18 protein-coding genes and 2 pseudogenes are annotated in these 15,351 nt (G+C 36.3%); 8 read left to right on the top strand and 12 right to left on the bottom strand.

Annotated features, from left to right (window positions below):
- Positions 1 to 48: 48 nt before the first annotated feature.
- Both CA730_RS16860 and alaS read right to left on the bottom strand, forming a co-directional pair.
- The gene (locus CA730_RS16860; RefSeq protein ID WP_096669028.1) at positions 49 to 633 is read right to left on the bottom strand and encodes a Uma2 family endonuclease; all 585 of its coding nucleotides are present in this window, start codon (positions 631 to 633) and stop codon (positions 49 to 51) included.
- Between the two features lie 375 nt (positions 634 to 1,008).
- A complete protein-coding gene (gene alaS / locus CA730_RS16855; protein WP_096669026.1) occupies positions 1,009 to 3,651 on the bottom strand; it encodes an alanine--tRNA ligase in 2,643 nt (880 codons plus the stop codon).
- Positions 3,652 to 3,887: 236 nt separating this feature from the next.
- Here alaS and CA730_RS25730 point away from each other — a divergent pair, with 236 nt between their 5' ends.
- Positions 3,888 to 4,061, top strand: coding sequence for a type II toxin-antitoxin system HicB family antitoxin (locus CA730_RS25730; protein WP_231940137.1), 174 nt, complete (start codon positions 3,888 to 3,890; stop codon positions 4,059 to 4,061).
- Positions 4,062 to 4,266: 205 nt separating this feature from the next.
- Here CA730_RS25730 and CA730_RS16845 read toward each other — a convergent pair whose 3' ends face one another.
- A complete protein-coding gene (locus tag CA730_RS16845) occupies positions 4,267 to 5,121 on the bottom strand; it encodes a Uma2 family endonuclease (protein ID WP_096669025.1) in 855 nt (284 codons plus the stop codon).
- 35 nt (positions 5,122 to 5,156) lie between these two features.
- On the bottom strand, positions 5,157 to 5,831 hold the full coding sequence (locus CA730_RS16840; protein WP_096669023.1) for an ATP-dependent Zn protease: 675 nt from the start codon (positions 5,829 to 5,831) through the stop codon (positions 5,157 to 5,159).
- A gap of 108 nt (positions 5,832 to 5,939) precedes the next feature.
- On the opposite strand from CA730_RS16840, the pseudogene CA730_RS26270 reads away from it, so the two are divergent.
- Positions 5,940 to 6,734 (top strand): annotated as a pseudogene (locus CA730_RS26270) (Uma2 family endonuclease); the annotation flags it as partial.
- A gap of 4 nt (positions 6,735 to 6,738) precedes the next feature.
- Here CA730_RS26270 and CA730_RS16830 read toward each other — a convergent pair.
- On the bottom strand, positions 6,739 to 8,646 hold the full coding sequence (locus CA730_RS16830; RefSeq protein ID WP_096669021.1) for an ABC-F family ATP-binding cassette domain-containing protein: 1,908 nt from the start codon (positions 8,644 to 8,646) through the stop codon (positions 6,739 to 6,741).
- A 70-nt stretch (positions 8,647 to 8,716) separates the two neighbouring features.
- The gene (locus CA730_RS16825; protein ID WP_096669019.1) at positions 8,717 to 9,133 is read right to left on the bottom strand and encodes a DUF1824 family protein; all 417 of its coding nucleotides are present in this window, start codon (positions 9,131 to 9,133) and stop codon (positions 8,717 to 8,719) included.
- Between the two features lie 399 nt (positions 9,134 to 9,532).
- On the opposite strand from CA730_RS16825, the pseudogene CA730_RS16820 reads away from it, so the two are divergent.
- The 4 genes and pseudogenes from CA730_RS16820 to CA730_RS16805 all read left to right on the top strand — a co-directional run.
- Positions 9,533 to 10,047 (top strand): annotated as a pseudogene (locus CA730_RS16820) (ATP-binding cassette domain-containing protein); the annotation flags it as partial.
- A gap of 163 nt (positions 10,048 to 10,210) precedes the next feature.
- Positions 10,211 to 10,636: a beta-carboxysome assembly chaperone CcmS gene (gene ccmS, locus CA730_RS16815; protein ID WP_096669017.1), complete on the top strand. Its 426-nt coding sequence runs from the start codon at positions 10,211 to 10,213 to the stop codon at positions 10,634 to 10,636.
- Positions 10,637 to 10,674: 38 nt separating this feature from the next.
- Complete coding sequence (locus tag CA730_RS16810) at positions 10,675 to 11,898, top strand: bifunctional sterol desaturase/short chain dehydrogenase (RefSeq protein WP_096669015.1); 1,224 nt, start codon at positions 10,675 to 10,677, stop codon at positions 11,896 to 11,898.
- A 399-nt stretch (positions 11,899 to 12,297) separates the two neighbouring features.
- Positions 12,298 to 12,588, top strand: a complete 291-nt coding sequence (locus tag CA730_RS16805) for a type II toxin-antitoxin system Phd/YefM family antitoxin (protein WP_231939867.1) — start codon at positions 12,298 to 12,300, stop codon at positions 12,586 to 12,588.
- A gap of 40 nt (positions 12,589 to 12,628) precedes the next feature.
- Here CA730_RS16805 and CA730_RS16800 read toward each other — a convergent pair whose 3' ends face one another.
- Positions 12,629 to 12,928: a papain fold toxin domain-containing protein gene (locus CA730_RS16800; RefSeq protein ID WP_096669011.1), complete on the bottom strand. Its 300-nt coding sequence runs from the start codon at positions 12,926 to 12,928 to the stop codon at positions 12,629 to 12,631.
- Between the two features lie 36 nt (positions 12,929 to 12,964).
- Entirely contained in the window at positions 12,965 to 13,255 is a 291-nt protein-coding gene (locus CA730_RS24580) for a hypothetical protein (protein ID WP_157750012.1), read from the bottom strand.
- A 204-nt stretch (positions 13,256 to 13,459) separates the two neighbouring features.
- Between CA730_RS24580 and CA730_RS16790 the strand changes: the two genes are divergently transcribed.
- On the top strand, positions 13,460 to 13,759 hold the full coding sequence (locus CA730_RS16790; RefSeq protein ID WP_015212917.1) for a BrnT family toxin: 300 nt from the start codon (positions 13,460 to 13,462) through the stop codon (positions 13,757 to 13,759).
- Complete coding sequence (locus CA730_RS16785; RefSeq protein WP_039203742.1) at positions 13,756 to 13,956, top strand: hypothetical protein; 201 nt, start codon at positions 13,756 to 13,758, stop codon at positions 13,954 to 13,956. The genes CA730_RS16790 and CA730_RS16785 overlap by 4 nt, the downstream gene beginning before the upstream one ends.
- 32 nt (positions 13,957 to 13,988) lie before the next feature.
- On the opposite strand, the gene CA730_RS16780 is transcribed toward CA730_RS16785, so the two are convergent.
- The 4 genes from CA730_RS16780 to CA730_RS16765 form a co-directional block, all read right to left on the bottom strand.
- Positions 13,989 to 14,129: a hypothetical protein gene (locus CA730_RS16780; RefSeq protein ID WP_157750011.1), complete on the bottom strand. Its 141-nt coding sequence runs from the start codon at positions 14,127 to 14,129 to the stop codon at positions 13,989 to 13,991.
- A 126-nt stretch (positions 14,130 to 14,255) separates the two neighbouring features.
- Positions 14,256 to 14,579, bottom strand: coding sequence for a hypothetical protein (locus tag CA730_RS16775; protein WP_096669005.1), 324 nt, complete (start codon positions 14,577 to 14,579; stop codon positions 14,256 to 14,258).
- A gap of 59 nt (positions 14,580 to 14,638) precedes the next feature.
- Positions 14,639 to 14,950, bottom strand: a complete 312-nt coding sequence (locus tag CA730_RS16770) for a HigA family addiction module antitoxin (RefSeq protein ID WP_096669003.1) — start codon at positions 14,948 to 14,950, stop codon at positions 14,639 to 14,641.
- 76 nt (positions 14,951 to 15,026) lie between these two features.
- Positions 15,027 to 15,305 carry a type II toxin-antitoxin system RelE/ParE family toxin gene (locus CA730_RS16765; RefSeq protein WP_096669002.1) on the bottom strand — a complete coding sequence of 93 codons (279 nt, stop codon included), beginning with the start codon at positions 15,303 to 15,305 and terminating at the stop codon, positions 15,027 to 15,029.
- Positions 15,306 to 15,351: the final 46 nt, after the last annotated feature.

Raw genomic sequence — 15,351 nt, 5'->3', positions numbered from 1 at the left:
TGATTATGATCATCTCACGCAGAGGCGCAAAGAGGAAGATTGAGTTTTTTATTCTTCGGTGTTGAAGTCTACTTTATCATAAATATCTGCTAACAAGATTTGGCAAGGAATAGAAGATAGGTTTAAGCTACTATCTCCATCTGTAAATTCAGAAAATATCCATTTATTGTTATCAGTTTTAAAATATTGTTCAATGTGCATTGTATATTGGTCAATTAAAATATATTCTTGTAAGCTGGGAATTGTTCGATAAGCTGCGAATTTTTCATCTCTATCATAGCTTTTGGTAGATTTTGATAATACTTCTGCAATCATCACAGGATTTACTAAGGTGTCTTTTCTTCCTTCTTCATATTCTAAGGGATTTTTCACAACCATAATATCAGGGTAGGTATGAATTTTTCTGGTGGGAATCCAAAGACGTTGATCTGTAACAAAGACTTGATAAGGTTGACGTTTAAGTGCAAAATTTAACATTGCGTAAAAATTGCCCGCAAGTTGATTATGATTGGGTGTTCCACCGGTCATGGGTATAATTAATCCGTTGATATATTCGTGACGTATTTCTGAGTTTACCTCTAATTCTAGGTATTCTTGGAGTGAATAGTAGCGTGTTTCTTGTGCGAGGGTCATAATTTTAATTTATAGGTTTTATGGGTTGGGTATCGCTTCTACAAATTTCTCGACTAGGTTATGATTATAAATTTTGTAGGTTGGGTTAAGCGACAGCGCAACCCAAGAAATGCTTATAAATGTTGGGTTTCGTTCCTTAACCCAACCTACATAATTCTATTTTTTGAGTTTAACCGATAAGTATTGGGTTGGGTATCGCTTCTACAAGTTTCTCGACTAAGTTATATTATACTTGATGGCTTGATGTATTTGTCTACCTGGTTCATCTTGCCATGCTAACCAGGCTCATTTAATCTTCTAGCTGTATCCCAAATCATTTTCCACATATCAGACATTGCAATCCCCGACTTCTCAAAGAAATCGGGGATCTAAATCCTATTTCAAAGCTGCTAATAAATCATTTTTCGCAGTTTCTAATGCTTCTGGTAATTTACTTGCGTCACGTCCCCCAGCTTGCGCGAGGTTGGGTTTTCCACCACCTCCACCTCCACAAATTTTAGCTATGGTTCCCACAAATTTCCCAGCTTGGACACCTTTTTTATTAACTTCGGGACTAAATGCTGCAACGATACTCACTTTTCCGGCTTCGGGAATAGAACCTAAAACCACTGCACCATTACCGATTTTTTGCAGCAATCTTTCCGCCGCATCTTTTAATGATTCTGCGTCAATATCTTCCATTTGAGCGATGATAATTTTGTGTTCTCCGATTGTTTCCACAGTTTGTAATAAGCTGTCAGATTTGACTATTGCTATTTGTGATTTCAGACTTTGAATTTCTTTTTCGTTGTTGCGGAGTTCGGTTTGTAAAGTTGTGATTCTGTCGGGTATTTCTTCTGGTTTAACTTTAAAGCGATCGCACAAATCCTTCACAACTATATCACGCACATTCAAATAATCCAATACCGCAGCCCCAGAAACTGCTTCTATTCTTCTTACCCCAGAAGCAACTCCCGCTTCAGCAATGATTTTGAAAACGCCTATTTCCGCAGTATTATTAACATGAGTTCCTCCACATAATTCCATAGAAACGCCAGGAAAATCAATCACGCGCACTTGATCACCGTACTTTTCCCCAAACATCGCCACTGCACCTTTAGCTTTTGCTTCTGCTATGGGCATCTCTTCTATTGTAGCAGAATGAGCTTCGGAAATCCAACTATTTACTAACTCTTCAATTTGGATAACTTCCTCAGTCGTTAAAGCGCGGGGACAGTTAAAATCAAACCGCAATCTATCAAAAGAAACTAAAGAACCCGCTTGAGAAATTCCTTCATCAACAACTTTCTTTAAAGCAGCTTGTAATAAATGAGTTGCTGTATGATTAGTTTGAGAACGACGACGACAACCCCGATCTATTTGTGCGGTAATTTCATCACCAATTCTAATTGTTCCCCTTTCAATGCGTCCAAAATGAATAAAGAAATCAGATTCTTTTTTCACATCTTCAATTCTGACTAAAACACCATCACCACTAATATATCCTTTATCGCCAATTTGTCCCCCAGATTCAGCGTAAAAAGGTGTTTTATCCAAAACAATTTGCACTTCTGTTCCTGCTTCTGCTGCTTCTTGGGAAACACCAGAAACTAATAAAACTTCGATTTTTGCAGTAGTTGTTAGTTGGGTATAACCAATGAATTGTGTAGAGTGAATATGTTCTGCAAGTTTATCCAAAGAACCTTGTACAGTTAAATCTATGGTTTCGTGTGCAGCTTTTGCCCGTTCTACCTGTTTTTGCATTTCTGCATTAAAACCATCAACATCAACAGTTATATTATTTTCTGCTGCAATTTCTTGGGTTAATTCTAATGGAAAACCGTAGGTATCATAGAGAGTAAAAGCACTTTCTCCACTAATAGAAGTTAATCCTTTTTGTTTTACATATTGGATAATTTCAGCTAATAGCTTTTCTCCTCTATCAAGAGTTTTCAAGAAATTAACTTCTTCCCTTTGTAATTCCGCTTTAATTGCAGTTTCTCTTTGTCGCAAATTGGGGTAAATTGATTCCGAAAGAGAAATTGCGGTTTCTGCAACTTGGTTAATAAATTCTCCAGAAATTCCTATTAATCTTCCATGTCTCACAACGCGACGAATTAAACGACGTAAAATATAACCTCTTCCCACATTAGAAGCACGAATTTCATCAGCAATCATGTGAACCACAGACCGGACATGATCACCAATTACCTTTAAAGAAACTTTCGTATTTTCATCACTTTGATGATAATCAATTTTGGCAATTTTTGCCGCAGTTTCAATAATCGGGAAAATCAAATCTGTTTCATAATTATTCGGCTTCCTTTGCAGGATTTGCGCCATTCTTTCCAAACCCATTCCCGTGTCAATATTCTTATTTTGCAACGGAGTCAAATTACCACTAGCATCCCGATTATATTGCATAAATACCAAGTTATAAAACTCAATAAATCGGGTATCATCTTCTAAATCAATATTATCTTCACCGCGTTCTGGGTGAAAATCATAATAAATTTCCGAACAAGGGCCACATGGACCAGTAGCACCAGAAACCCAGAAATTATCATCTGCACCCATACGCTTGATGCGTTTTTCCGTTACACCAATGGTATCGCGCCAGATGGTAAAAGCTTCATCGTCATCTTCAAACACGCTGACAACGAGATTCTGGGGGGAGAAACCAAACACTTGAGTGGATAATTCCCAACCCCAAGCGATCGCCTGTGGTTTAAAATAATCACCAAAGCTAAAATTACCCAACATCTCAAAAAATGTATGATGGCGTTGAGTCCGTCCCACATTTTCGATATCATTCGTACGAATACACTTTTGCGAAGTCGTAGCACGTTTAAATTCCGGTGTCCGTTGTCCCAGGAATATCGGCTTAAATGGTAACATACCTGCTATAGTCAGCAGCACAGTAGGATCTTCAGGAACAAGGGAAGCACTTGGAAGCGGTTGATGTCCTCGCTGCGTGTAGAAATCAAGGAATACTTGACGAATATCGTTACCGCTAAGATACTGAGAGATTGAAAGCATGAGTGTTTAAGCGATCAAATTTAGTTAATTGAGGAAAATCTGCAAAAAGCATCATTATTATTTATAACTTATGACAGGAAAGATGAAATATATTCAGCTTTCATTGCCGATTGGTATCAAATTAACATCAAATGATGCTAAACTAACTATATATAGAAAAAGAAGTTAAAGAAAAATTAGCTAAATTAAAATCAATTCAACCAGAGGAGTCAGAAGAATGAATTTACCTTATACTAATCATTATTCAGTGGAGTAGTGAAAATAAATGTTATTTAGTTCATTTACCTGAATTTCCTACTCAAAAATATCATACTCATTGTGATACTTATGAAGAAGCTGTGAAAAATGCTCAGGAAGTGATAGAACTATTAATTGCTGCATATCAAGAAGATGGAAAACCTTTATTTTAGATGACAATATTTTTCCCATGTCAAGGATGAGGAATCTCGAAAGGTTTATATTCCTTTACTCAAATAGTGTTGACAAGCATAAGGATCTGATGGAGATTGGATATAAAAATATTAGACATCTTGTGAAAATTATCGTAGGGACAATTCATCAATTGTCCCTACAAGAGTTTCAGGTTATGCACATTTAATGACCAAAGATGTCTATTTAATTTATCTCTGGTTCAACACCTAAAGCACGCAATTGTGCAATTAATTTTTCTGTTTTTTGTCTTTCTTGATCTGCGCGTTGTCTTTCTTGATCTGCGCGTTGTCTTTCTTGATCTGCGCGTTGTCTTTCTTGATCTGCGTGTTGTCTTTCTTGATCTGCGCGTTGTTTTTCTTGATCTGCGCGTTGTTTTTCCGATTCTGCGGGAGTTAATACCCAATTACCATTTTTATCATACCAACGCAACCAAGGCATATTGACGTTTTTATAACTTCCTTCCCAAACTCCTAAACCTAATTCTATACTGGGTATCCAGAAGCGGAAATTTGTTAAATTTGCTTCAGTATAGCGATCGCCATTTAACTGAAACATTCTAAACTCAGATTGATAACGATCAAAAATTGCGTAATAAGGTACTCTTAAAATCTGCTCATAAATCTCCCATTTAACAGGGGGTTTTTCCACATCTCGCAATGTTTGACCTAAATCTTCTTTTTCTGTTCCTGGTGATAGCAATTCAACGATAATATAGGGATTAACAGCTTCTTGCCACACTACATAACTTAATCTTAAATCTTGATGATCACCATATAAATATGGTACACCTAAAACCGCAAACCAATCAGGACGTTTATACCACAATGGATGACGAGAATCATAATACAGATTCATGTCACTACCTGTAAATATTTCCTCACTTTGATAATTAGCAGGTGTAAATGTTTCTGATAATAATTGTGGTTGCAATAAATGGAATTGATCTGGCAAACCTTTCTCCTCTGGATCTTCACTCGGTAGATCATACATTGTGGGTAATGTTTCTTTAGGGGAAAGTGGCGGATCTATTTGATACATTTTTCACCGTCCTCAAGCTATAATTTATATTTTTATTATGGCGCACTCTCACGAATCACCTTTTTACACTCTTCAACAGAAACCCGTTCTCTCATAGCTGATACCAAAGCTTGATAACTTTCCCAATTCTCCTGAATCAGATTTTTAGATTGAAGCAAATGAAACCGTTGTTTTTGTTGATAAATATCCTCAGAAACACCAAGAACTTGTAAAAATTGCATTAACTTAATTTTATCATCATTTCCACCTTGATGAGCATCAAAAATCAAAGTCTCCGCAGCGATTCCCGCCATTAAAATTGTACAATAACGGTCTAAAATTTGGGGACTAATTTCACATTTTTCTATTTGGGTTGTTAACTCATCTATTGATACCCCTCCTTGTCCTGTTTGTCCTTGTTTCCAAGCTTCCCACGCACTAAGAGTATAGCCAGTTATGGGGATTTCTAACAAGTGAGCCACGAGAAGATGACCCGCTTCATGATGTAAAATACGTTCTTTATATTCTGGAGAAAATCGTGCCAGGAAGTCTAAAAATATCGTTCCTCCCTTACCTTGAAAACTGAAATTATCTAAAGTTGCAATTCCTAAAAACGTCACCGTAGCTAAAGCTGGTATTGTGGGAGAAAGATGTATTAACGGTCCTAATAAAGTGGAAAAAGTCATCAGAAAAACAGATATAGCAACGAGATTTATCGCAGTTTGGCTCATGGGAAGTTTTTTAATCTAATAAAATAGAATTATACCTAATTTCTCAGCCATCAAATCAAAATTATGCAATCTCCATTAAGTATTTTTAGTGTTTAACAATACCTAGAAGCTGAAAAATCTAGCGATATTCGCCATGAATATGTGGCCGGACAAGTTTTTGCAATTGCGGGTGCAAGCGAAGAACATAACCTGATTGTTACTAACATTATCGCTATATTACGTCCTCATTTGCGTGGGAGTTATTGTCGTGCTTTCGTGTCAGATATGAAAGTAAAAGTTAAAATCAGAAATGCTAATATATTCTACTATCCTGATATTATTGTTACTTGTGATCCTGAAGATAAAGAAAGGTACTTTAAAACTCGTCCTAATTTGATTATAGAAGTTTTATCTAATTACACAGCAACAATAGACAAACGGGAAAAACGCATCAATTATCAAACTATAGATAGTTTAAAAGAATATATTCTAGTGTACCAAAACCAAATGAAAGTAGAAGTTTATCGTCAAGATGATCAAGGAAATTGGTCAACAGAAGTCTTAGGAACAGATGATAAATTACATTTAGAATCAGTTAACTTAACTTTGACAATGGCAGATGTTGTGGCTCAGGATGGTGGTAGAGTCAAGGGGATGAGCGATCGCATTGATACTTTGAAACAATTAGTAGAGATTGTTACTACTATAGCAGTATGCACTTGCATGAGATACATCATAGCCCCCTCATCGCTTGCGGGGAGGGGGTTGGGGGTGGGGTTCTTGTATCTCACTCAATCGAGAACCGCTATATCATTTACACTTATTCCCACGATTACAGCTACGGATTTAGCAAATGCTTGGGTATATGCAGAGGCTTATCCTGATGAGATAGAATTGGCGATTGAGCAGAATGAGGCGGCTTAGAGCATTAAGGCTCCATTTCCGCTAATTCCAACCATCGTTCTGTGGCTACATCAATATTTTTCTTCAGCGTTTCCACCTCTTCATACAACTTCTGCACTTGACTATAATTTCCAGCTAGAGTTACTAATTTCTTTTCTACTGCTGTTTTCTCTGCTTCTAATTTGGCAATCTTTCCTTCCAATTCCTCAAATTCTCGTCTTTCCCAATTGGATAACCTGCGGCATTTTTTAGTCTCTGTAACTGGAGATCCAACCTTTTCTTCGACAATCACAGGTTTTTGTGTTTCTTGTTTTTCTGCTTCCTCAGCTTTTTTATAATCTAAATAAATGGAATAATTCCCCGGATATTGACGTAAACCCCCACCTTCTTCTAAAGCAAAAATTCTATCTACCGTCCGATCTAAAAAGTAACGATCATGAGAAACTACAATCACACAACCATTAAAATCTTCTAGATAGTCTTCTAATACCGCTAATGTCTGCACATCTAAATCATTAGTCGGTTCATCCAAAATTAACACATTGGGCGCACTAATAAGAATACGCAATAGGAATAAACGACGTTTTTCTCCGCCAGAAAGTTTATGAATGGGTGCATATTGTTGATTTCCCGGAAACAAGAATCTCTCTAACATTTGGGAAGCAGTGATTTTCGTGCCGTCGGAGATTTGGATAAATTCCCCTTCTTCCTTAATATAATCAATCACGCGCTGATCTTCATTTACCGCCGTCAACAATTCTTCTGAATGTTGGTTAAAATAGCCAATATGAATTGTAGTCCCAATTTCTACACTACCAGAATCCGGTTTAATTTTGGCAGTCATAATATCCATTAAAGTAGATTTTCCTGCACCATTACCGCCAATAATGCCAATCCGATCTTCTGGACTAAATTGATATGTAAAATCTTTAATTAAAGTTCTCCCATTGTAGCTTTTACTAACATTCTGGAGTTCAATAACTTTCTTCCCAATCCGCCTACCAACGGTAGAAATATCCACCTTACCATTAACTTGTTTAAACTCAGTATCTCTCAGTGCATGAGCGCGTTCAATTCTAGCTTTTTGCTTCGTACTTCTAGCTTTAGGTCCTTTTTTTAACCATTCTAATTCCCGCCGTAAAATCCCTTGATGTTTCCGTTGAGTGCTAACGGCAGATTCTTCAGCTAAAGCTTTCTTTTCTAAATAATAGGAATAATTACCTGTGTAACTGTAAATATCACCTCGATCAATTTCGATAATTCTATTAGTAACTTTATCTAAAAAATAACGATCATGAGTAATTAATAAAAGTGCGCCGCGATAGCGATTTAAATAACTTTGTAACCATTCTACAGACAGGGCATCAAGATGGTTGGTAGGTTCATCCATTAATAACAAATCTGGTTCTGATATCAAGGCTGCTGCTAAAGCAATGCGCTTGCGATATCCCCCGGATAATGTGCCAACTTTCACATCAAAATCAGCAATTCCTAATTTTGTTAAAATGATTTTGGCGTTGGTTTCTACTTCCCAAGCACCCGTCGCATCCATCCGCTGCATTACACTAGAAAGACGAGACATTAACTGACTATCATCGGGATAATGTGCCAATTTATCAGATAATTCTTCATACTCCCTAACGAGATTTATTTGTTCACCACTGTCAGCAAATACCTGTTCTAAAACAGTGTGATTTTCGTCCATATCTGGTTGTTGGGGTAAATAAACAATTTTTGCCCCAGAATTAACTAAAATTTGCCCACTATCAATTGATTCTAACCGAGCAATCATTTTTAATAGAGTTGATTTCCCAGAACCATTAGTGCCAATTAAACCAACTTTGTCATTAGTATCCAGACTAAAACTAGCATCTTTTAAAAGTTCTTTAATTCCAAAATCTTTTTTAACTGATTGTAGGGTAACAATGCTCATATTATGCGGTAATTAGTGATTAAGAATGGGGCGGGCATTGCCCACCCTACAGATGATTGTAGATGAAATTCTAGACAAATAAATCGAGGGGTAAATGTCCATACATCTCGTTAACTCCTCCCTCTTGATAAGACTGGCAAGATACTAACACTCCCCGATGATGCCCAGAATAGGAATCGAGATAACACAGGCCATTTTTGCCATTTAATTTGATATAAACTGGTCCTTCTGGATGTGGTAAATCAGTTGGTGCTTGATAACCCAAAGCGCGAGAATAGGTTTTCATGGCTAAAATTCCCTCTTCGGCTGTATCAGCACAAATACCTAAGATTTGATAATCGGTAAGACTGGTGAGAAAAATTAATGCCTCACGAGTGGGAGCTTTTTCTGACGGTTTAAGAATGGGGGCAATATCCAGACAGTTAAATTTGTTGAGTATTTTCTTGGCTTCTGGGAGTGAGAGTTGCTGATGATTGGGAGTAGACATAATATTGATTTGTCTAGTTTTACGTCTGGTTCTGGTTTAGGGAGGGAGATTTGCTCACATTAGTGGCATTTTTGAACAAAATCAAGATTGATATGGCATATTCCCTAAGTTTTAGCAGGAATTTTGGCTGTATTGGTAGTCTTCACTGAAAATTAGCACATCTGGTTTATTGACAAGGTTATTATACCCTGCTGTTTGCTGCTGGGAACAATAATTTGAGCGACAATATTTTCTAATATAATTCCCAAAAGTGAAGTTTGCCAAATTACAAGTTACCAATTTCTCAAAATTATCTCTTCTGTTCCTCAAGGAAGATAACTGTATCTATTGCTTCAATACTGATAATAAATCAACTCAATTATATGGTAGTATTAGCTCCAAGTAATTATTAATTAATGTGGCTATGCCATTTATGATGTGTTTTTATTTCATGGTACAGTGGGAGAAAAGATTGGCTATGGGACTTTTCCGCTACGAATGAAAACATCATCATGGCGGCGAAAATCGCCGAGGCTCGTGATTTTATCATGAGTTTGCCCCAAGGTTATGAGACAATAGTAGATGAACGGGGGCAAAAGTTATCTGGAGGACAAAGACAACGAATTGCGATCGCTCGCGCAGTGTTGAAAGATCCACCAATTTTAATCTTAGATGAAGCTACTTCAGCGGTAGATAATGAAACCTAAGCCGCGATTCAGCGTTCTTTAGAACAAATTACAGTTAATCGGACTACAATCGCGAGCTGACAAGTCAGCGCTTACGCTATCGCTCACCGTCTTTCCACCATTCGCAATGCTGATTGTATTTATGTTGTGGAAAATGGAAAATTAGTCGAAGCCGGCACTCATGAACAACTATTAGAGAAAAATGGCATTTACACCAGTCTCTGGCGTGTGCAATCTGGGTTAAAATAAATGTTATTTAACAAATATCTTGTAGGGTGCGTCAGAGTTAAAATATTGCTTAATATCCACAAATTTTCATGTCTGACGCACCTTACTTGTATATAATGTATTGCCAACTCTAACGTGTGCAATCTCGGTTAAAATAGAAAAATAAAATTACCAATTAATGATCATGTTTAGTATTCCCCAACCCGAAACAGCAGAGAATAAATGGCGCGGACAGTTAGATAGATTTGTCAAAAACAATCAACCAGAACTAGCCGCACTTTTTTGGGGATTGTGGTTAGAAAATGGTAATAATCAGGGAACTATCGGGATTGATTTACAACCAACTCCCCATTTTGTTTATTGTCCCCAAACCGAAATAGAAAAACTAAATGAGCGAGTTGAAAATCGCCTTCAAGAAATTTTAGGAATTATTGATAACAACAAACCCGAAACAGAAGTAGTCATGATTGGAATTGGGAAAGGAGAAATTAAATTAATTCAATTTGCACCTAAAACATCACCAGAAACTTGTTTTCAGGAAGTGGGGAAAAATGTAGATGAATTGTTAGATATACTAGAACAACGATTAGTTGAACAAATCAGGGATTGATATAACCATTAAGAAAAAGAGGTATCACCAGAAAGATGATGATTTTGGCTCAAAGCTTAACTATTGACTCGGTTTTAGTAAACAACTGTATTCAGTTCACAACCTGGGGATTTTCCTCCCTCTTACTCGCGGAAGTTGTCAGAGATGCTTATCATGCTTTGTGCCATCAAATAACATGGTTAGCAAAATGGCACAATAAACATCATGCTGTATACCGACGAGATTTAACTTTAATTTCCCAAAAAGCCTACATAGATTCCCAGTTGTATCACGATATCGTCGAATCGGGTATATTGGTAGTCATTTTAACCATAATTGCCTTACTAGCACATCAATGGGGATTATGGTTAGGAGTCGCTTATGCTGTCACTTTTTTATATGGTGCTTCTTTGCGATATTTCCAAGGAACCATAGACACAGACTACAATCATTTACCCGGACCTTTAGACAAAATTCCCTCTGTTTTGTGGGTAAATAGAACCTATCATTGGCGACATCATTTTGATGATGTTAATGCTTACTATAGTGGTGTATTTCCCCTAGTGGATAAAATACTAGGAACAGGACTTTCTCTCAAAGGTAAAACCGTAGCTTTAACAGGTGCTTCTGGTGCATTAGGACAAGCATTAGTAGCGGAATTATTAAAGCATAATGCCAAAGTTGTGGCATTAACAACTAATCCTGAAAAAATCGCAGTTCAAGAGCGGGTCAAAGTTCTAAAATGGGAATTAGGTAATGAAACTCAACTAAAGGAAAGTTTAAATAAAGTTGACATTCTCATTATCAATCATGGTGTAAATGTTTATGGAAATAGAACTTCTAGTGCCATTCAAAATTCCTATCAAGTTAACACTTTTTCCGCTTTAGAATTGATAGATGTCTTTTCTGCAACTGTCACAGGACCCCAAGACAAAGCCACCAAAGAAATTTGGGTAAATACTTCAGAAGCGGAAGTTTCCCCAGCTTTAAGTCCCTTGTATGAACTCAGCAAAAGAGCATTAGGAGATATTGTCACTCTCAAACGTTTAGATAAAACTTGTGTCATTCGCAAATTAATTTTAGGTCCTTTCAAAAGTCAATTAAATCCCTATGGTGTCATGTCAGCAAAACAAGTTGTACAGGGAATTTTATTTTTTGCTAAACGGGATTTTAGAAATATTATTGTCACTGTAAATCCTTTGACCTATATCCTATTTCCCATGAAAGAATTTAGTACCTGGTTGTACTATCGTATTTTTAGCAAAGATGTGAAAAGCGAATAATTATAAAGATAGCGTTGCTAAATCATGATCATTTTTTAAAATGCCATTAGCAACGTTATCTATGATGTTGGAAAATAATAAATATGCGATTATATGTAGAAGATAAAGGTATTGATTCCCTGACGGGATGACAAAATAGTCTAAAAAGCTAATCAGATAGAGATTGTACCGATTTATGGTAAAAAAGGATAGAAGCACTTTTCTCAATAAGGACTATTAGATTACTAGGAAGCGATCGCTCATCCCCCAAATCTCCAAACAGCGAACTGCTTCCCTATCGCACTTCTCCACACCCCAAACACGATCGCAAATTCCCCACATCCCAAAACAGCTATATATTCGCTTGACAAAATATTTTCATACAATTAACATGAAATTATCAAATAATTTATTGAAATTATGATGTTTAACCTGACTAATATTCACCCATTATCAGAATTTCAGCGAGGAGCAAAGATGTTTTTGGATAAGTTAAAAGAAACTAAATCTCCTATTGTGCTGACTGTGAATGGTAAAGCTGCTGCTGTGGTTCAAGATGCTGAAAGTTATCAAAGACTTATTGATAGACTGGAATTACTGGAATCTGTTGCTAAGATACGTCAAAGTATAAATGAGTTTGAACAAGGTGAGGGTATGCCTTTAGACCAAGCATTTGCAGAATTTAAAGAAAAATATGGCATACCGGATTGAGATTTCACCTAGTGCTATTGCTGATATTGAGAGTATTTTTCTATGGATAAAAATTTTTTGATGTGTGATTATCAAAAATCATTTCTACTTCATCTATTATAATCTCAATTCCTTGATGACGACCATTAACAGATATTGCATATTTAGAAACAGTTTCATCATAGATATAACTATTACGTCCCATTGCTGAACCAGTATAAATTTTTATCCGTTTACTAGGAATTTTTTGTGATATCAGGTAATTTTGAATAGCTTGAGCGCATTCAACACATTCAAGGTTTTTGTATTTAGATATTATTTCTTTGAGTGTGTCAATTTGTTGATTACTAATTTTAATCAATTTTTATCCTATAAAATTTAAAATTAAAGATTAGGTTTATTCTATCACTAAGGCGATCGCATCCCCACACCCCCAAAAAGCGATCGCACCCCCACACATCCCCAAACAGCGATCGCACTCCCACGTCCCAAAAGCGAACTGCTTGCAGCAGCGCTTCGCTATCGCACTCTCACCACATCCCAAACAGCGATAGCATTCCACAAACCCCAAAAGTGATCGCACTCCAAACATCCCCAAAAAGCGATCGCTCTCCCACACCAAACATCCCCAAAATAGCGATCGCTCTCCCACACAGCCCCAAACAGTGATCGCACTCCCACATCCCAAAAGCGAACTGCTTGCAGCAGCACTTCGCTATCGCACTCTCACCACATCCCAAACAGTGATCGCATTCCACAAACCCCAAAAGTGATCGCACCCCACACATCCCCAAAAGCGATACCTACGGTAAACTACTGATAACAGTGTCAAAGTATAAAATTATGGTATAATTATGATGTCAACTTCTTTAATCTATTGTAATTTATAAATTTGCGTTATAATTTTGATTGGAATCCAGCAAAAGAAAAACAGAATATTCGTAAACATCAAATCAATTTTCGTTTAGCATCAACTGTTTTTCGTGATCAATATCAATTAAGTTTATATGATGAAGAACATAGTGATTATGAAGACAGATGGATTACTATAGGTTTAGACGAAACGGGTATTTTAAGGGTTGTTATTCATACTTTTGAACAAACAGATGAAGACTCGTGTTTGATTCGTATTATTTCAGCACGGAAAGCAACTTTTAATGAACAGCAGTATTATCAAGGAAGAAAGCTATGAAAGCAGAATATGATTTTTCACAAGCTGAACAAGGTAAATTTTATCATTCTGATGCAACTTTTCATTATCCTATTTACCTTGAACCAGATGTTGACAATTTTTTCAAAAAAATTGCTCAGGAGAAGAATATTGATGTGCAAATTTTAGTCAATGAATGGTTGAGAAATAATATTAAATTAATTGAAAGTATTCAGTAAAAGCAAAAAAGCGATTCCTAGGTCGCGCTTCGCTATCGCACTCCCTCCACATCCCCAAACAGCGATCGCACCTCCACACCCCTCAAAACAGCGATCGCACATCCCCACATCCCAAAAAAGCGATCGCACCCTCCCCACATTCCCAAAAAGCGATCGCATCCCCACATCCCCAAACAGCGATTATCTCCTAAATGTGGGTAAATTATGGTATAATCTCGTAAGCAAAAATTTTAGATTATGAGTTTATAATAGTCAAATTGGGTGTAAAAGCTTATGGAAACACTAAGAATAAAACGGCCTCACCAGTTACGGTTAGTTGCTTTAGATACTTTGATTTCAGATCTTTCCTTTTTATAACCTAGTATAAATCGACATATTTTTTCTAATAGGAAGTAATCACGAAAAGCAAAGCCAGTTTTAGTTATTGCATAAAGTGTCTTGACAACTGGAATCTCTTTTAAAGCTTCATCTTGAACATCCTTTATTAGATGCTCCATTATTTCGTCTATGCCTATTTCAGCCAAACTAAAAACAGTATCCAAAGCATCAGGATTAGCTATCGTTTCTCCTAACGATTCTCCAAGTGAGAGTTCTTTCGTTTTCTTGTAATTATGACTAATCATATAGCAAATGTTCTTACTTACTTAAATTATTGTATCACAACCTCAATTATTTGATTTTTCTAAACCAAAGTCATAACTTGCTCATATTCTTCCTTATGGCTTTGTAAAGCATCCCAAACATCAACCTTTTGCTGAAGATTTAACCAAAGTCTTGGTCCATTACCTAAAGCTTTACCAAGACGAATTGCAATATCTACAGTAATGGATTTTTCACCATTAATAATTTCCTGAATTGTTTGATTAGATACTCCTAAAATTTCAGCAAAATTGCTAGGATTAATATCTAAATCATCTAAAATATCTGCAATTACTTCACCAGGATGTATTGGTCTTACTAATCTATCTTGAGTAATATCTTGCAAATTATTCATAATCAATACTTCTTAATAAATTTTACTACCGTTAGTTAACAATCTCTACCTAGTTAATATCATATTAACACAGGAATTAATGATAATCTTCAAGATTGACATCATAAGCATCACCATCTTCAAATTTAAAAGTTATCCGCCAGTTTCCTGATACCTTAATTGACCAAGTTCCTTTCCTATCTCCTTTTAATTCATGCAAATCATAACCCGGTAATCTTATATCTTCTACCATTAAAGCAGAGTCTATAACTTCAAGTCTGATTCTAATTTTCTTTTCTAAATTTGCAGGAACTCCTTTATTAAAATTTTCTCTAAACAGATTTTCTAATGCTTTATTTTTAAATGTTTGAATCATAGGACTTACGCAATAACTCTCTAAAACTCTTATTCCTTCGTGTACT

Source organism: Dolichospermum compactum NIES-806 (assembly GCF_002368115.1).
Lineage (GTDB): Bacteria > Cyanobacteriota > Cyanobacteriia > Cyanobacteriales > Nostocaceae > Dolichospermum > Dolichospermum compactum.
The sequence above is the reverse complement of the archived record's forward strand: the minus strand, read 5'-3'. Positions and strand labels throughout refer to the sequence as shown.